Origin of the sequence: Burkholderia latens (assembly GCF_902499045.1) — a bacterium.
Lineage (GTDB): Bacteria > Pseudomonadota > Gammaproteobacteria > Burkholderiales > Burkholderiaceae > Burkholderia > Burkholderia latens.
In genome coordinates this window covers 83,669-97,788 of the sequence record NZ_CABVPL010000018.1, presented here as the reverse complement: position 1 = coordinate 97,788, position 14,120 = coordinate 83,669, and the positions used below count along the sequence as shown (strand labels likewise).

15 protein-coding genes are annotated in these 14,120 nt (G+C 67.0%); 4 read left to right on the top strand and 11 right to left on the bottom strand.

Annotated elements, in window-relative coordinates; all coding sequences use genetic code 11:
- Nucleotides 1-87 precede the first annotated feature (87 nt).
- The gene (locus BSE24067_RS14990; protein WP_151063888.1) at nucleotides 88-519 is read left to right on the top strand and encodes a nuclear transport factor 2 family protein; all 432 of its coding nucleotides are present in this window, start codon (nucleotides 88-90) and stop codon (nucleotides 517-519) included.
- Nucleotides 520-609: 90 nt separating this feature from the next.
- On the opposite strand, the gene trhA is transcribed toward BSE24067_RS14990, so the two are convergent.
- The 6 genes from trhA to BSE24067_RS14960 all read right to left on the bottom strand — a co-directional run bounded on the left by trhA (nucleotide 610) and on the right by BSE24067_RS14960 (nucleotide 6,921).
- Nucleotides 610-1,230, bottom strand: coding sequence for a PAQR family membrane homeostasis protein TrhA (gene trhA, locus BSE24067_RS14985; RefSeq protein ID WP_151063889.1), 621 nt, complete (start codon nucleotides 1,228-1,230; stop codon nucleotides 610-612).
- A gap of 187 nt (nucleotides 1,231-1,417) precedes the next feature.
- Nucleotides 1,418-1,624, bottom strand: coding sequence for a YbdD/YjiX family protein (locus BSE24067_RS14980; RefSeq protein WP_059598899.1), 207 nt, complete (start codon nucleotides 1,622-1,624; stop codon nucleotides 1,418-1,420).
- 12 nt (nucleotides 1,625-1,636) lie between these two features.
- The gene (locus BSE24067_RS14975; protein WP_151063890.1) at nucleotides 1,637-3,715 is read right to left on the bottom strand and encodes a carbon starvation CstA family protein; all 2,079 of its coding nucleotides are present in this window, start codon (nucleotides 3,713-3,715) and stop codon (nucleotides 1,637-1,639) included.
- Between the two features lie 358 nt (nucleotides 3,716-4,073).
- A complete protein-coding gene (locus BSE24067_RS14970; protein ID WP_151063891.1) occupies nucleotides 4,074-4,502 on the bottom strand; it encodes a PRC-barrel domain-containing protein in 429 nt (142 codons plus the stop codon).
- 393 nt (nucleotides 4,503-4,895) lie between these two features.
- Nucleotides 4,896-6,026, bottom strand: coding sequence for a 3-deoxy-7-phosphoheptulonate synthase (locus BSE24067_RS14965; RefSeq protein ID WP_151063892.1), 1,131 nt, complete (start codon nucleotides 6,024-6,026; stop codon nucleotides 4,896-4,898).
- A 184-nt stretch (nucleotides 6,027-6,210) separates the two neighbouring features.
- Nucleotides 6,211-6,921, bottom strand: a complete 711-nt coding sequence (locus BSE24067_RS14960; protein ID WP_151063893.1) for a YceH family protein — start codon at nucleotides 6,919-6,921, stop codon at nucleotides 6,211-6,213.
- Between the two features lie 422 nt (nucleotides 6,922-7,343).
- On the opposite strand from BSE24067_RS14960, the gene BSE24067_RS14955 reads away from it, so the two are divergent.
- Nucleotides 7,344-8,108, top strand: coding sequence for an SDR family oxidoreductase (locus BSE24067_RS14955; protein WP_151063894.1), 765 nt, complete (start codon nucleotides 7,344-7,346; stop codon nucleotides 8,106-8,108).
- A gap of 13 nt (nucleotides 8,109-8,121) precedes the next feature.
- Here the strand turns inward: BSE24067_RS14955 and BSE24067_RS14950 are convergent, their stop codons facing one another.
- The 3 genes from BSE24067_RS14950 to BSE24067_RS14940 are packed head-to-tail and all read right to left on the bottom strand — an operon-like array spanning nucleotide 8,122 to nucleotide 10,556.
- Nucleotides 8,122-8,826, bottom strand: coding sequence for an MOSC domain-containing protein (locus BSE24067_RS14950; protein ID WP_151063895.1), 705 nt, complete (start codon nucleotides 8,824-8,826; stop codon nucleotides 8,122-8,124).
- Nucleotides 8,823-9,719: a dihydrodipicolinate synthase family protein gene (locus BSE24067_RS14945; RefSeq protein WP_151063896.1), complete on the bottom strand. Its 897-nt coding sequence runs from the start codon at nucleotides 9,717-9,719 to the stop codon at nucleotides 8,823-8,825. Before BSE24067_RS14945 ends, BSE24067_RS14950 begins: the two co-directional genes overlap by 4 nt.
- 54 nt (nucleotides 9,720-9,773) lie before the next feature.
- A complete protein-coding gene (locus tag BSE24067_RS14940) occupies nucleotides 9,774-10,556 on the bottom strand; it encodes an aldolase (protein ID WP_151063897.1) in 783 nt (260 codons plus the stop codon).
- 135 nt (nucleotides 10,557-10,691) lie between these two features.
- Here BSE24067_RS14940 and BSE24067_RS14935 point away from each other — a divergent pair, with 135 nt between their 5' ends.
- Both BSE24067_RS14935 and hutC read left to right on the top strand, forming a co-directional pair.
- Nucleotides 10,692-11,234 (top strand): helix-turn-helix domain-containing protein, encoded by a 543-nt coding sequence (locus BSE24067_RS14935; RefSeq protein ID WP_151063898.1) that lies wholly within the window; start codon nucleotides 10,692-10,694, stop codon nucleotides 11,232-11,234.
- Nucleotides 11,235-11,265: 31 nt separating this feature from the next.
- Nucleotides 11,266-12,003 (top strand): histidine utilization repressor, encoded by a 738-nt coding sequence (gene hutC / locus BSE24067_RS14930; RefSeq protein WP_151063899.1) that lies wholly within the window; start codon nucleotides 11,266-11,268, stop codon nucleotides 12,001-12,003.
- A gap of 108 nt (nucleotides 12,004-12,111) precedes the next feature.
- On the opposite strand, the gene BSE24067_RS14925 is transcribed toward hutC, so the two are convergent.
- Nucleotides 12,112-12,960, bottom strand: coding sequence for a phytanoyl-CoA dioxygenase family protein (locus tag BSE24067_RS14925; protein WP_151063900.1), 849 nt, complete (start codon nucleotides 12,958-12,960; stop codon nucleotides 12,112-12,114).
- 47 nt (nucleotides 12,961-13,007) lie between these two features.
- The gene (locus BSE24067_RS14920; RefSeq protein ID WP_151063901.1) at nucleotides 13,008-13,811 is read right to left on the bottom strand and encodes an ABC transporter substrate-binding protein; all 804 of its coding nucleotides are present in this window, start codon (nucleotides 13,809-13,811) and stop codon (nucleotides 13,008-13,010) included.
- Nucleotides 13,812-14,120 lie beyond the last annotated feature (309 nt).

Genomic DNA, 14,120 nt, shown 5'->3' with positions numbered 1-14,120 from the left:
GACATCCACGTTTCGGCCCGGGATGAAACGTCCGGCGGCATGGCGCCGATACAGTCGTTCCGTCATTCACGCTTCCCGGAACCCGCCATGACACACGCCGACACCGATGCGCAACGCATCCATCACGACTGGCACACCGCCGTCGTCGCGCGCGATCTCGACGCGCTGATGTCGCTCTACGCGGACGACGCGATCCTCGAGACGCCGCTCATCGTCGTCACGCTGCCCGATCACGGCTCGGGCGTGCTGCACGGCACGGCGGCAATCGCCGAATTCTTCGCGGCCGGGCTGCGCAATCCGGCAAACAAGCTCGGGCGCTGGCACCGAACCGGACTGTTCTTTTCGAACGGCCGGCAACTGACCTGGGAATATCCGCGCGAAACGCCGGAAGGCGATCAAATCGATCTCGTCGAGGTGATGGATCTGCGCGACGGACTGATCGCGCATCATCGCGTCTACTGGGGGTGGGTCGGGTTCAACGCGCTGCGCAACGTCATGCCGGCGGCCGGCCGCCGCTGATGCAAACGACCGCGAAGCACACGCGGCGCGCCCGTTCCGGCTCGCACGGCCGCCGCATGCGGCCACGCGCTCGCCGCGCCGCCGCGCCGCTCACGCGACATACATCGCGACACTGACGAACTGGCACAGGCTGCCGGCCAGCACGAACAGATGCCAGATACCGTGTCCGTGGCGGATACGCTCGTCGTTGATGAAGAAGTAGATTCCCGCGCTGTAGATGACACCGCCGGCGACGAGCCACACGGCGCCCACCGGCGGCAGCGCATGGATCAGCGGACGAATCGCGACGAGCGCGAGCCATCCCATCAGCACGTACAGCACCATCGATACGATTCGCGTGCGCCGGCCGAGCGTGAGTTCCTGCGCGATCCCGAATGCGGCGAGCCCCCAGCTCACGCCGAACAGCGACCAGCCCCACGGGCCGCGCAGCGTCACGAGCGAAAACGGCGTGTAGCTGCCCGCGATCAGCAGATAGATCGCCGAATGGTCGCACTTCTGCAGGATCGCCTTCAGCCGCGGATTGCGCACGCTGTGATAAGCCGTCGAGACCGCGTAGAGCAGGATCAGCATCGCGCCGTACACGCTGAAGCTCACGATCTTGTAAGGATCGCGGTCGAGCGCGCCCATCGTCACCAGCGCGACCAGCCCTGCCACCGACAACACCGCGCCGACGAGATGGGAAATACTGTTGAAACGCTCACCGGCATGCACGACGGGTTCTCCTGCGCGGATTCATCGGAAAAATCGATGAGCCATATGATACCGGTGGCCCGATCACGCCGCGCCGAAGCCGGTCAAGCGCAGCCGCGATCGCCAAAGAAAAAGCGCCGCGAATCTCTTCGCGGCGCTTCGTGGTCCATCACCGGACGACCTTACCGTCAAGCCACAGCAGCCCGGCTCAGCAACACTTCCCCGCCCCCGATCCGTACCGCGCGTTCTGACGCTCGCGGAAGAATGCCTCGTACGTCATCGGCTCGCGGTCCGGATGGGTTTCGCGCATGTGCGCGACGTAGGTGTCGTAGTCGGGCAGGCCGACCATCAGCCGCAACGCCTGCCCGAGGTAACGCCCCGCACTGCGCAGGTCGCTGCCGAGATCGGTGAACATCGCGGCCTCCCGTTATCGTCCGCTGCCGAGCGCCTGCGCGGCCGGCATCGGTTCGTACGGCGTTTCACGCACGGTCGGCTTCGACTCGCGGCGCGCGCGCAGCACGGCGAGCAGCCCGTACACCGCGATCGCCACGACGACGAAGATGAACAGGCCGGCGAGCGCCGCATCGATGTAGTCGTTGAAGATGATCCGCTTCATCTGCGCGATCGACTTCGCGGGCGCGAGCACCTTGCCCTCGTCCACTGCAGCCTGCAACTTCGCGGCGTGCGCGAGGAAGCTGACCTTCGGATTCGCATCGAAGATCTTCTGCCAGCCGGCCGTCAGCGTGCAGATCAGCAGCCATGCGGTCGGCACGATCGTCACCCACGCATAGCGCTCGCGCTTCATCTTGAACAGCACGACGGTGCCGAGCACCAGCGCGATCGCGGCGAGCATCTGGTTCGAGATGCCGAACAGCGGCCACAGCGTGTTGATGCCGCCGAGCGGGTCGACCACGCCCTGGTACAGGAAGTAGCCCCACGCAGCCACGCACAGCGCGGTGGCGACGAGGTTCGCGGGCAACGACTCGGTGCGCTTGAGCGCCGGGTGGAACGTGCCGAGCAGGTCCTGCAGCATGAAGCGGCCCGCGCGCGTGCCGGCGTCGACGGCCGTCAGGATGAACAGCGCCTCGAACAGGATCGCGAAGTGATACCAGAACGCCATCATCGCTTCGCCGCCGATCACCTGGTGCAGGATGTGCGCCATGCCGACGGCCAGCGTCGGTGCGCCGCCCGCGCGCGCGATGATCGTCGTTTCGCCGACGGCCTTCGCCGTCTGCGTGAGCATGTCCGGCGTCAGCACGAAGCCCCATTGCGTGACGGTGTTCGCGACCGCTTCGGGCGTCGAGCCGAGCACGGCGGCCGGCGCGTTCATCGCGAAGTAGATGCCCGGCTCGATCACGCATGCGGCGACCAGCGCCATGATCGCGACGAACGATTCCATCAGCATCGCGCCGTAACCGATGAAGCGCGCGTTGGTTTCATTGTCGATCAGCTTCGGCGTCGTGCCCGACGAGATCAGCGCATGGAAGCCCGACACCGCGCCGCACGCGATCGTGATGAACAGGAACGGGAACAGGTTGCCCGACCATACCGGGCCCGTGCCGTCGACGAACTTCGTCAGCGCGGGCATCTTCAGTTCCGGTGCGACGACCAGGATGCCGATCGCGAGGCCGAGGATCGTGCCGATCTTCAGGAACGTCGACAGGTAGTCGCGCGGCGCGAGCAGCAGCCACACCGGCAGCACCGATGCGACGAAGCCGTAGCCGATCAGGATCCACGTGAGCTGCGTGCCGCTGAACGTGAACCATGCGGCGAGCGCGGGCGAATCGTGCACGGTCTGACCGAACGCGATCGACGCCATCAGCAGCACGAAGCCGATGATCGACACTTCACCGATGCGGCCCGGGCGGATGTAGCGCGTGTAGACGCCCATGAACAGCGCGATCGGAATCGTCGCGGCGACGGTGAACGTGCCCCACGGCGAATTCGTCAGCGCCTTCACGACGATCAGCGCGAGCACCGCGAGGATGATCACCATGATCAGGAACGCGCCGAACAGCGCGATCACGCCGGGCACCGTGCCGAGTTCCATCTTGACGAGGTCGCCGAGCGAGCGGCCGTCGCGGCGCGTCGAGATGAACAGCACGATGAAGTCCTGCACCGCGCCGGCGAACACGACGCCGGCCAGGATCCACAGCATGCCGGGCGTGTAGCCCATCTGCGCGGCGAGCACGGGGCCGACGAGCGGCCCGGCGCCCGCGATCGCGGCGAAGTGATGGCCGAACAGCACGTACTTGTTGGTCGGCACGTAGTCGAGGCCGTCGTTGTACTTGACCGCCGGCGTCATCCGCAGCCCGTCGAGCTGCATGACATTGCTGGCGATGAAACGGCTGTAGAAGCGATATGCGATCAGATATACGCAGACCGCGGCGATCACGATCCACAGCGCGCTGACGCGTTCGCCGTGCGCGAGTGCGATCGTCCCGAACGCGAACGCGCCGAGCAGCGCGACCGCGATCCAGAGCAGGGTACTGGAAGCCCGATTCATGGCGTCTCCTGGTCTCCAATGTGTTTTTGAGTGGATGCGGCGAGGGGCCGAATCCGCGTGACGTCGATGCGTCGTGCCGCGGCTCGGAAAGCCGCGGCGGTGGGGCGTAGTATTCCGCGCGACGGGGGAGGCTTACAAGCGCACAACTACGTATGCGGGGCTACGTAGAATTACGTAGACGCGGAGTGCGGCACGGCGCCAGGCCGCTCGCCGGGCCGCGATCGATGCGCATCGGCGCGTTGTCGGGCAGGCGATTGCGCTCCCTTTGATGGGGACCGTGCAATTCGCGAGGCCAGCACGCGGCCACGCATGCCGCACGGTGGGTAAGGCCCGGCGCGTCGCGCCCGGCCCGCCTGGATCAGTGCTTGTCGTCGACCTTCTTCGGCTTCGGCGTCGCCGGCACCTTCGCGTACTGGAACGCCGGCGTCGCCTTCAGCGCGTCCTTCGTCGCGCCGGGCAGGTAGATGTTGCCGTTGCGCACGTCGAGCGACGCGATCGGCACCGCGACGTCGTGCGCCGCCACGCCGAGGAACCCGCCGGCCGACACGATCGCCGCCGACACCGAGCCGTCCGGCGCGACGATCAGGTCGCGCACCTTGCCGACTTTCTGGTTCGCGTCGTTGTACACGGTCTTGCCGAGCACGCTCTTCTTCACGCTCCAGCCTTCGAGCAGCGCCTGCGATTGCTCGACGGTGACGCTGAGCGGCTGCGCGCCGGCGATCTGCGCGTGCGCGCTGACACTCGATGCAAGGACGGTTGCTGCGATGAGGGTTTGGTAGAGCTTCATGTGAGTTGCACTCCGGTTCGGTTGTTGTTGATTCCGGGAACGAGGCGACGCGGGCGCAACGGCTGATCGGTGAGCGCCCTGCGCTTCGTCGGTCGCGTGACGGCCGGCCGCACCGCCACTGCGTGTGTGCACGATGGACCGGCGTGGCCGGCCGCAGCGTGCAACACATGGTTCATGGTAGCGACATTCGGCGGAACGTGCGTTGGGCGTGCAATGACGCAGGCGGGTCGGGCAGGACGAAGATCAATGATCGCGCGCATGGAGGGCGCGCGCGACGCGCAACGATACGCGCTGCGGCATATCGATCACGAGAACATCTGTGACAGGCGAACGGTGTTCACCGGTGCATCAGGGTGCGCGGCGGACGCCACCCGCCCACGCAGCCGCATTGCGTCACGCGTTACGCGAATACACCCTGCGATGCCGCACCGCCTCGGCCAGCACGTCGAGCACCGGCTCCGTCTGCGCCCAGCTCAGGCACGCATCGGTGATCGACACGCCGTACTGCAGCGGCACGCCCGGCTTCAGATCCTGCCGCCCCGCCTCGATATGGCTCTCGACCATCACGCCGACGATCCGGTGCTCGCCCTGCGACAACTGCCGCGCGAGATCCTGCGCAACCTCGATCTGCCGTTCATGCGACTTGTTCGAGTTCGCATGCGAGCAATCGACCATCACCTGCTCGCGCAGCCCGCTCTTGCGCAGCACCGCGCAGCTCGCCTCGACGTGCCCGGCGTCGTAGTTCGGCCCGTTCTTGCCGCCGCGCAGGATTACATGCGCGTCGTCGTTGCCGCGCGTCTCGAAGATCGCGGCCATCCCCATCTTCGTCATCCCCATGAACGCATGGCTCGCGCGCGCGGCGACGATCGCGTCCGACGCGACCTGCACGCCGCCGTCGGTGCCGTTCTTGAAGCCGATCGGGCAGCTCAGCCCCGACGCGAGCTGACGATGGCTCTGGCTCTCCGTCGTGCGCGCGCCGATCGCGCCCCACGCGATCAGGTCCGCGATGTACTGCGGGCTCAGCAGGTCGAGGAATTCGGTCGATGCCGGCAGGCCGAGCGCGTTGATGTCGAGCAGCAGCTGGCGCGCGGCGCGCAGCCCTTCGTTGATGCGGAAGCTGCCGTCCAGCCGCGGATCGTTGATGTAGCCCTTCCAGCCGACCGTCGTGCGCGGCTTCTCGAAGTACACGCGCATCGTGATCAGCAGGTCGTCCTTCAGCGCATCGGCGGCGGCCTTCAGGCGGCGTGCGTAGTCGAGCGCCTGGTCATGGTCGTGGATCGAGCACGGGCCGACCACGAGCAGCAGCCGGTCGTCGCGGCCGTGCAGGATGTCACCGATCGCGCGGCGCGTGTCCTCGACGAGCGTCTGCGTGGCGGCGGGCACCGGCAGCTCGTCCTGCAACAGCGCCGGCGAAATCAGCGGACGCACCGCGCCGATGCGGACGTCGTCGATTCGCGTGGTGTCCTGCGTCGCGTCGGCGCTGCCTACCTCGCGATCGTGGGAAGGATTGTCGAGGTTCTGCATGGGAATTCTCCGGGGACGTCTGGAACGATGGGCAGCCTCGATTATGGCACTCGCGTGGGGCAGCAGCCGGCCGCGGCCGGGGTCGGGGGTCGCTCGTAACGCGGCTTCGATCAGCGGCGCGAGCCGGGTTCGTGACCCGGCTCGCCCGCCGGCGCACCGGTGTCGTGCCGGCCGGGTCGGCGCGTCAGCCCGCGGCGCCCGGCGTGTCGACGTCGATGCCGAGCTCGGTCGCCATCCGCTGGACCAGCGCATTCAGCCGCGCCACTTCGTCCGACAGCCGCTTTTGCTCCGCCTTCAGCGCCTCGAACTCGGACGGCGGAACGGAATCGGCGCCGCCGCCCGTATCGGCACCGGCGTAATCGGCGACGTTCACCTCGCCGCACATCAGGTGCATCCAGCGGTTCTCGCGCGCACCGGGCGCGCGCGGCAGCCGGACGACGAGCGGCTGCGCCCGCGCGGCCAGTTCGTCGAGGAATGCCTCGACCGACGAGATATCGGCGAAGCCGTGCAGGCGCGCACTGTTCAGGCGGAGTTCTGCGGCCGTCTGCGGGCCGCGCAGCAGCAGGATCGTCAGCAGCGCGATCGCCTGGCTCGGGATCCCGAGCACGCGGTTCATGTTGTGCTCGAAACGCGGCACGCGGCTGCTGCTGCCTTCCATCACGAGGCTCAGGTGCTTGAGCCCGTCGAGCGCGGTCGTGACTTCGTCCTCGCTGACGTTCATCACCGGCGAACGCGCGGTTTTCTGGTTGCAGCCGGCGGTCAGCGCGTTCAGCGACAGCGGATAGGTGTCCGGCACCGTGTGCTGCTTCTCGACGAGCACGCCGAGGATCCGGGCTTCGAGGGGCGTGAGTTCGCGCAGGGCGCGTGGCGTGGGCATGTCCGGCGTGGTGTTCATGATGGCGTCGCAGCGTGCAGCAGGTGGAGGGAAACGGTCGCCGCCCGTCCGGCGGCGCGAACGAGCGAGCCATATGATAGCTCGCGACGTGCGGCACGATGCCGGTCGCCGACACCGCGCGCGCACTTGTCGCGGCGGCTTTCGTCCAACGGACTGAGCGCGGCGCGGCGCGCGGTGCACGCCTTCGGCGTCGCGAATGCTTGCTCGTTGCGTCGGGCTTCGTGCCCCGCGCACGACATCACGTTCGCGTTTGCGCGCGGCCCGGGCCGGCGCTACGATACGCGTTCACCCGAACCCGCGGCGCCGCGCGCGGCCGCCTTCGCAGGCAACGCTGTCGCAGCGCATCGCCCGTCGCACACGCCGGAACGTCGCGCCCGCGTCCTTCTCGTCAACACGGTTCACCCGTTCACTCGTCCATCGCCATGATTGCATCCTCGTTAGCGCCGAACGTGCGCGCCATCGTCACCGGACACACGCGCGGCCTCGGCGCGTCGCTCGCCGAACAATTGCTGCAGGAAGGCGTCGCCGTGCTCGGCGTGTCGCGCAGCCGTCATCCGTCGCTCGCCGCACAGGGCGGCGAGCGCTTCGCCGAAATCGAACTCGACCTGTCCGACACATCGGCCGTCGCGACCTGGCTCGCCGGCGACACGCTGCGCAGCTTCGTCGACGGCGCGTCGATCGTGCTGCTCTTCAACAACGCGGGCATCGTCGATCCGATCGGGCCGCTCGCGACGCAAGACCCGGCGCTCGTCGCGCGGGCGGTCGGCGTGAACGTCGCGGCACCGCTGATGCTGTCGGCGGCGCTCGCGCAGGCGGCATCGGCGCCGACCGAATGCCGGATCCTGCATGTGTCGAGCGGCGCCGCGCGCAACGCGTACGCGGGCTGGAGCGTCTACTGCGCGACCAAGGCCGCGCTCGATCATCACGCGCGAGCCGTCGCGCTCGACGCGAACCGCGGGCTGCGCATCTGCAGCGTTGCGCCGGGCGTCGTCGATACGGGCATGCAGGCAACGATCCGCTCGACCAGCGAAGCGAATTTCCCGATGCGCGAGAAATTCGACCAGTTGAAGGCAAGCGGTGCACTGTCGACGCCCGACGCCGCCGCGCGGCAACTGATCGGCTATGCGCTGAGCGATGCATTCGGCGCCGAACCGACGGCCGACGTGCGCAATCTGTCGGCAACGTAAGCCGCAGCGGCCCTCATCCTCCGAGCCGCTTCGTCCAGTCTTCGACCCGGCGTTCCATCCGGCGCTTTTCGAGCATCCTGCGCCAGCCAGGCGTCAATACCGGAACGTCGCACAGCGCATCGAGCGCGGCCATGTCGAGCGTGCGCCGGTACAGTACATCGAGCACCGTCGACAGCGGCCATTGCGAATACTGGCGCTCATGCAGTGCCAGCACATCGCCCGGCGCGACCCAGCCCTCGCGCAGCACGCGGTAGTACCAGCCGGTCCGGCCGCTTTGCTGCACGAGCGCGGCCATCCGCGGATGGCCGAAACGCACGTTGAGCTTCCAGCACGGCTGCCGCGACTGCGACACCTGGAGCACGGCGCCGCCCAACGTGAACACGTCGCCGAGACACACGTCACGCTCGGTCATGCCGTGCGTCGACAGGTTTTCGCCGAATGCGCCCGGCTGTGCGAGCACGTCGCGCATGCCGATCTGCGCGGACCACCACGCATAGTGATCGTGCGCGTAGTGATGGACGGCCTTGTCGGGCCCGCCGTGATGCCGCGCGTCGGCCTGCTCGTCGCCCGCAAAACCGAGCGCGCCCAACCACAGGCGCGCGTCGACCGGTTGCTTGTCGATCGCGCTGACGTGCGGCGCACCGGCCAGCGGCCGGCTTGTGCCGACCCGCACCGCGGCGACGGCGGCCGCGATCGCCGGCCGTGCGCCGCCGCTCATGCCGCCACGCTGACCGGGAGTGCCGCCAGCACGCGTTCGAGTTCGCGCGTGCGCACGTCGCCAAGCGGCAGCAACGGCCTTCTCGGCTCGCCGGCATCGAAGCCGCGCAGCCGCAGCCCGGCCTTCACGGTCACCGGCAGCCCGCCGTTGACGATGAACTGCAGCAGCGGCAGCTGCGCATGGAATACCGACCTTGCGCGCGCGAGATCGCCCGCGCGCATCGCATCGACCAGCGCGAGCGGCAATGCGGCATTCAGGTTCGGCGCGGCCGTGCACCATCCGGCCGCGCCCGCCGCGAGCGCGGCCAACGCCATCGGATTGCTGCCGTTGTAGAACGGGATCGTCCCGTCGCTCAACTGCGCGAGCCGGTGCATTCGTCCGATGTCGCCGGTGCTCTCCTTGACCATCGTCACGTTGTCGACGGCCTTGCAGATCGTCACGATCAAATCCGGCGACATGTCGACGCCGCTCGTCGCGGGATTGTTGTACAGCATGACCGGAATGCCGATCGCGTCGCCGATCGCGCGGTAGTGCGCGACGATTTCGTCGTTGCCGAGCTTCCAGTACGACACCGGCAGCACCATCACCGCATCGGCGCCGGCCTGTTCGGCAAAGCGCGCGCGGCGCACCGCACCCGCGGTCGTGAGATCGGAAATGCCGACCACGGTCGGCACGCGCCGGCGCACCGCGCGAATCGACGCGGTGGCGACCGATTCCCATTCGGCATCGGACAGGTACGCGCTTTCACCGGTACTGCCCAGCGGCGCAATTGCATGGACGCCATCGGCGATCAGGCGCTCGATCAGCGCGTCGAGCGCGCTCAGGTCGACATTGCCGTCGGCGGAGAATGGCGTAACGGGGTAGGCGATGATGCCTTGCAACAGGATTGACACGATGTGGATTCCTCAATTATTGATTGATCGGCACGGCGGAAAAGAACGGCCCGCTCACGCGATGCAGTCCCGATGTGTGCGCAACGCGCGTCGCGCGTAGTAGTCGAACGTCACGGCGTCGCGCTTCGGCTTCGAAATCCAGTCGTGCGCTTCGCGGGCCAGCGCCGGCGGAACCGGCTTGATCTCGCCGGCCGACATCGCCAGCAGTTGCAGCTTCGCGGCCCGCTCGATCAGCAGCGCGAGCATGCACGCTTCCTCGATCGTCTTGCCGACCACCAGCTGGCCGTGATGCGACAGCAGGATCGCGCGCTTGCTGCCGAGCGCCTTCGAGATGATCTCGCCCTCCTCGTTACCGACCGGCACGCCCGGCCAGTCCTTCAGGAACGCGCAATCGTCGTACAGCGGGCAAGTGTCCATGTGCGACACGACGAGCGGTTGCTCGAGCATCGACAGCGCGGCGACGTGCGCGGGATGCGTATGGATGATGCAGTTCACGTCCGGCCGCTCGCGATAGATCCACGTATGGAACCGGTTGGCCGGATTCGGAATGCCTTCGCCGTCGACGACGTCGAGATCCTCGTTGACGCGCAGCAGGTTAGCGGCCGAGGTCTCGTCGAAGCCGAGCCCGAGCCGCTGCGTGTAATACGTGCCGGGTTCGTCTGCGCGGCAGGTGATCTGTCCGGCCAGGCCCGAATCGTGGCCGGCGTCGAACAGGATCCGGCACGTGAGCGCGAGCTTTTGCCGGGCCGACCAGCCGCTGTCGCCCACCTCGCCATCGAGCCGCCGCTCCGCCAGCGCGACCAGCGCCTCCTTCGTCAAATTCAGCGTTTCCGCCATGTTCGCCTCCTGAATTGCATCGAGTCGGCCACGCCAACCGCAGCCGTCTTCCCGACGATTCAGGACACACGATACACCTTATGACACTTTGTGTCATGCGTTACAATCTTTTTTTCGAAGAACCTGTGGCGCCCCATGACGATTCGCCTGAAGCTGCTCCGAAAACAGAAGGGCTGGACGCTCGACGTGCTGGCCGACGAGACCGGCCTCACCAAGAGCTACCTGTCGAAGGTCGAGCGCGGCCTGAGCGTGCCGTCGATCGGGGTGGCGCTGAAACTGTCGAAGGCGCTGAACGTCGACGTCGAGCAGCTGTTCTCGGAAAGCCGCAATCGCGAGCTGATCACGGTCACGCGCGCCGGCGAGCGCACGGCGATGGGTGCGGCGGCCGACAGCCGCGCGCATCACTTCGAAAGCATTGCGGCCGGTGTCGCGCCGAAGAAGATGCTGCCGTTCGTCGTGCATCCGCCGCACGAATTCGCTGCGTCGACGTTCCGTGAACACGAAGGCGAGGAATTCCTGTTCGTGCACAAGGGGCGCATCGAAATCGAATTTCCGAACGAGACGGTGCAACTCAAGACCGGCGATTCAGTCTATTTCAACGCACTCATCCCGCACCGCACGCGCAGCCTCGGCGCCGCGCGGGCGGAGATTCTGGTCATCGTCAGTCACGACGACTAGCCTCGTCACTTCTTCGCGCAAGGATCCACCGATGGTCACGAAGACCACCGCACCGTTCCAGCAGATCAAGACGCTCGTTCGCCAGAACGTCGATGCAGGCGACTGGCGCCCCGGGGACCGCATCCCGTCCGAACTCGATCTCGCCGCGCAATTCGGCGTCGCACGCATGACGGTCAACCGCGCGCTGCGCGAGCTGACCGAGGAAGGCGTGCTCAAGCGCATCGCGGGCGTCGGCACGTTCGTCGCCGAAGCGAAGCCGCAGTCGAACCTGCTGATGATCGCGCACATCCGCGACGAGATCCGCGCGCGCGGGCACGAATACACATGCCGCGTGCTGAGCCAGTCGCGCGAGCCCGCGTCGTTCGACGTCGCAGCCGCGTTCGGGCTGGCGGTCAACACGCCGGTCTTTCACGTGGTGTGCGTGCACGAGGAAAACGGCCGCCCGATCCAGCTCGAGGACCGCTACGTGAATCCGGCCGCCGCGCCGGAATTCATCGATCAGGATTTCCGGACCGAGCCGCCGTCCGAATACCTGTTCAACAACGTGTCGCACTACGAACTGGAAATCGAGCACGTGGTCGATGCGTCGCTGCCGACCAGCGAACAGGCGCGGCTGCTCGACATGCGCGCCGACGAGCCGTGCCTCACGCTCACGCGCCGCACGTGGACGAACGGGCTGCCGGTCACGTTCGTGCACTTCCTGCATCCGGGCAACCGCTACCGGCTCGGCTCGCGCTTCAAGCCGGGCGCGGGGCGTCACCAGACCTGAGGAGCGTTCGCCGGCACTGCAAGCGATCACGCGCGGCAGCCGCTTCATCGCGAAGCGGCTTGCGCGCGCGTGACGTCGCGTGATGCCATCGATTGCCGCCGACGTCAATCAGATCGACCCGACCTGCCCTGCGCCGCGCGACCACACGACCGGAAACAGCGGATGCTCGAGCGGCGCGCCGGCCGACAGTTCGTCCGCCAGCCCCGGGAAATCGGGCGACGTCTTCCAGCGGCGCGGCGCGTGGCGGATATCGTCGCCGACGAAGCGGATCGAGAACGCGCGCCGGCGGTTCTGCGTGCCGCCCGACGCGTGCAGCGTCAACATCCTGAAGCACACCATGTCGCCCGGCTCGAGCGCCCAGTGGCGGATCGGGAACGCCGAACGGTCGGCTTCGATGTCGGGCAGATCGGCGAGGCTGCCTTCCGGGAACCACTTCGCCTCCTTGTCCATGAACGTGCGCGGCATCAGCCACGGCCCCAGGTGCGACCCCGCGACGAATTCCAGCGTCGATTCGAGCGGTACCGGATCGACCGGAATCCACATGCTGACGTTGTCGTCGCCTTCGATGTTGTAGTACGGCTGATCCTGGTGCCACGGCGTGCGCTGCCGCGTGCCGAGCTCCTTCACGAGCAGATGGTCGTGATGCAGCCGCACCGTCCGCGTGCCCATCAGCGCGGCCGCGACGGACGGCGCCGGCGAACGCACGATGAAGTCGCGGTACGCGCTGTTGTGCTGCCAGTTGCAGAAGTCCTCGAAGAACCAGCCCGGATCGTCGGGCCGGCTCGCGACCTTCGCGCGTTCGCTCGGCTGCGCGAGGTTCGCGTCGATGCCGGCACGCAGCGCAGCCACTTCGTCGGGCGAGAAGATGCCCTTGATGCACACCGCGCCTTCGTCGCGGAACGCGGCGATCAGTTCGGGCGTCACGGCTTTCGCGACGCGGTCCTGGATACTCGTCATGGGTTGCCTGTCGATTGAATGAATCACGGGATCATCGAGCCGTCGCGTCACGGTGCGGACGTGAGCTGCTGCTTCGCGCCGTAGATATCGAAGTCGAAGTACTTCGCGGCGATCTTCTGGTACGTGCCGTTCGCGCGGATCGCCGCGATCGCGTCGTTCAGCCTCTTCTTCATGTCCGCATCGCCCTTGCGCACGCCCATCGCGACGCCGTAGCCGGTGATGCGCACGTCGGTCACGTCGGGGCCGGCGAACGCGTAGCCCTTGCCGCGCGGCGTCTTCAGGAACGAATAGCCGGCCTGCGTCTTGTCCTGGAAGGTCGCGTCGAGCCGGCCATTCACCAGATCCTGATAGACCTGATCCTGGTTCTGGTACGACACGATCGTCACGCCCTTCGTCGCCCATTCGGCCTTCGCGTACGCCTCCTGCGTAGTGCCCTGATCGATCCCGACGCGCTTGCCGGCGAGCGATGCGGCGGTCGGCAGCAGCTTCGAGCCGACCGGCGCGACGAGCGCGCCCGGCGACGCATAGAGTTTGTTCGAGAAGTCGATCTGCTTGAGCCGTTCGTCGGTGGCCGTCATCGCGGACATGATCACGTCGAACTTGCGCGCGCGCAGCGCCGGAATCATCCCGTCGAAGCTCTGCTCGACCCACACGCATTTCGCGCGCAGTTGCTCGCAGATCGCATTGCGCAGGTCGATGTCGAAGCCCGCGAGCGAGCCGTCGGGCTGCTTCGCCTCGAACGGCGGATAGGTGGGATCGATGCCCCAGCGGATCGTCGCCGTGTCCTGCGCGAACGAGACGAGCGGCGCGAACGCCAGCGCGGAAACGAGAAGCTTTGCAGTGCGGATCATGACGGGGTGTCCTTGTGGTCTCGACGTGGCGGGCAAGCGCCGGGCGTCCGTTGGGAAGCGGTGCGCCGGGACGCCCCGGCACGGGTCGCGAAAGACGGGGACTTCGATGAAACTGCGGTGCAGTCTAGACTGCTTAATTTTCGAGCGCAAGCGCGGAACACGGCGATGAAGCGAATGAGCATCGGCCGCATGCAAAGATCGCGTTGGAATGACTCAATAACGCACTTTTACTTGATACTTGATTGACGTTATAGATTTTTACCGCGTTTACCCGATGGAGCACACAGTCTGTCGAGAGCGCGTTTCCGG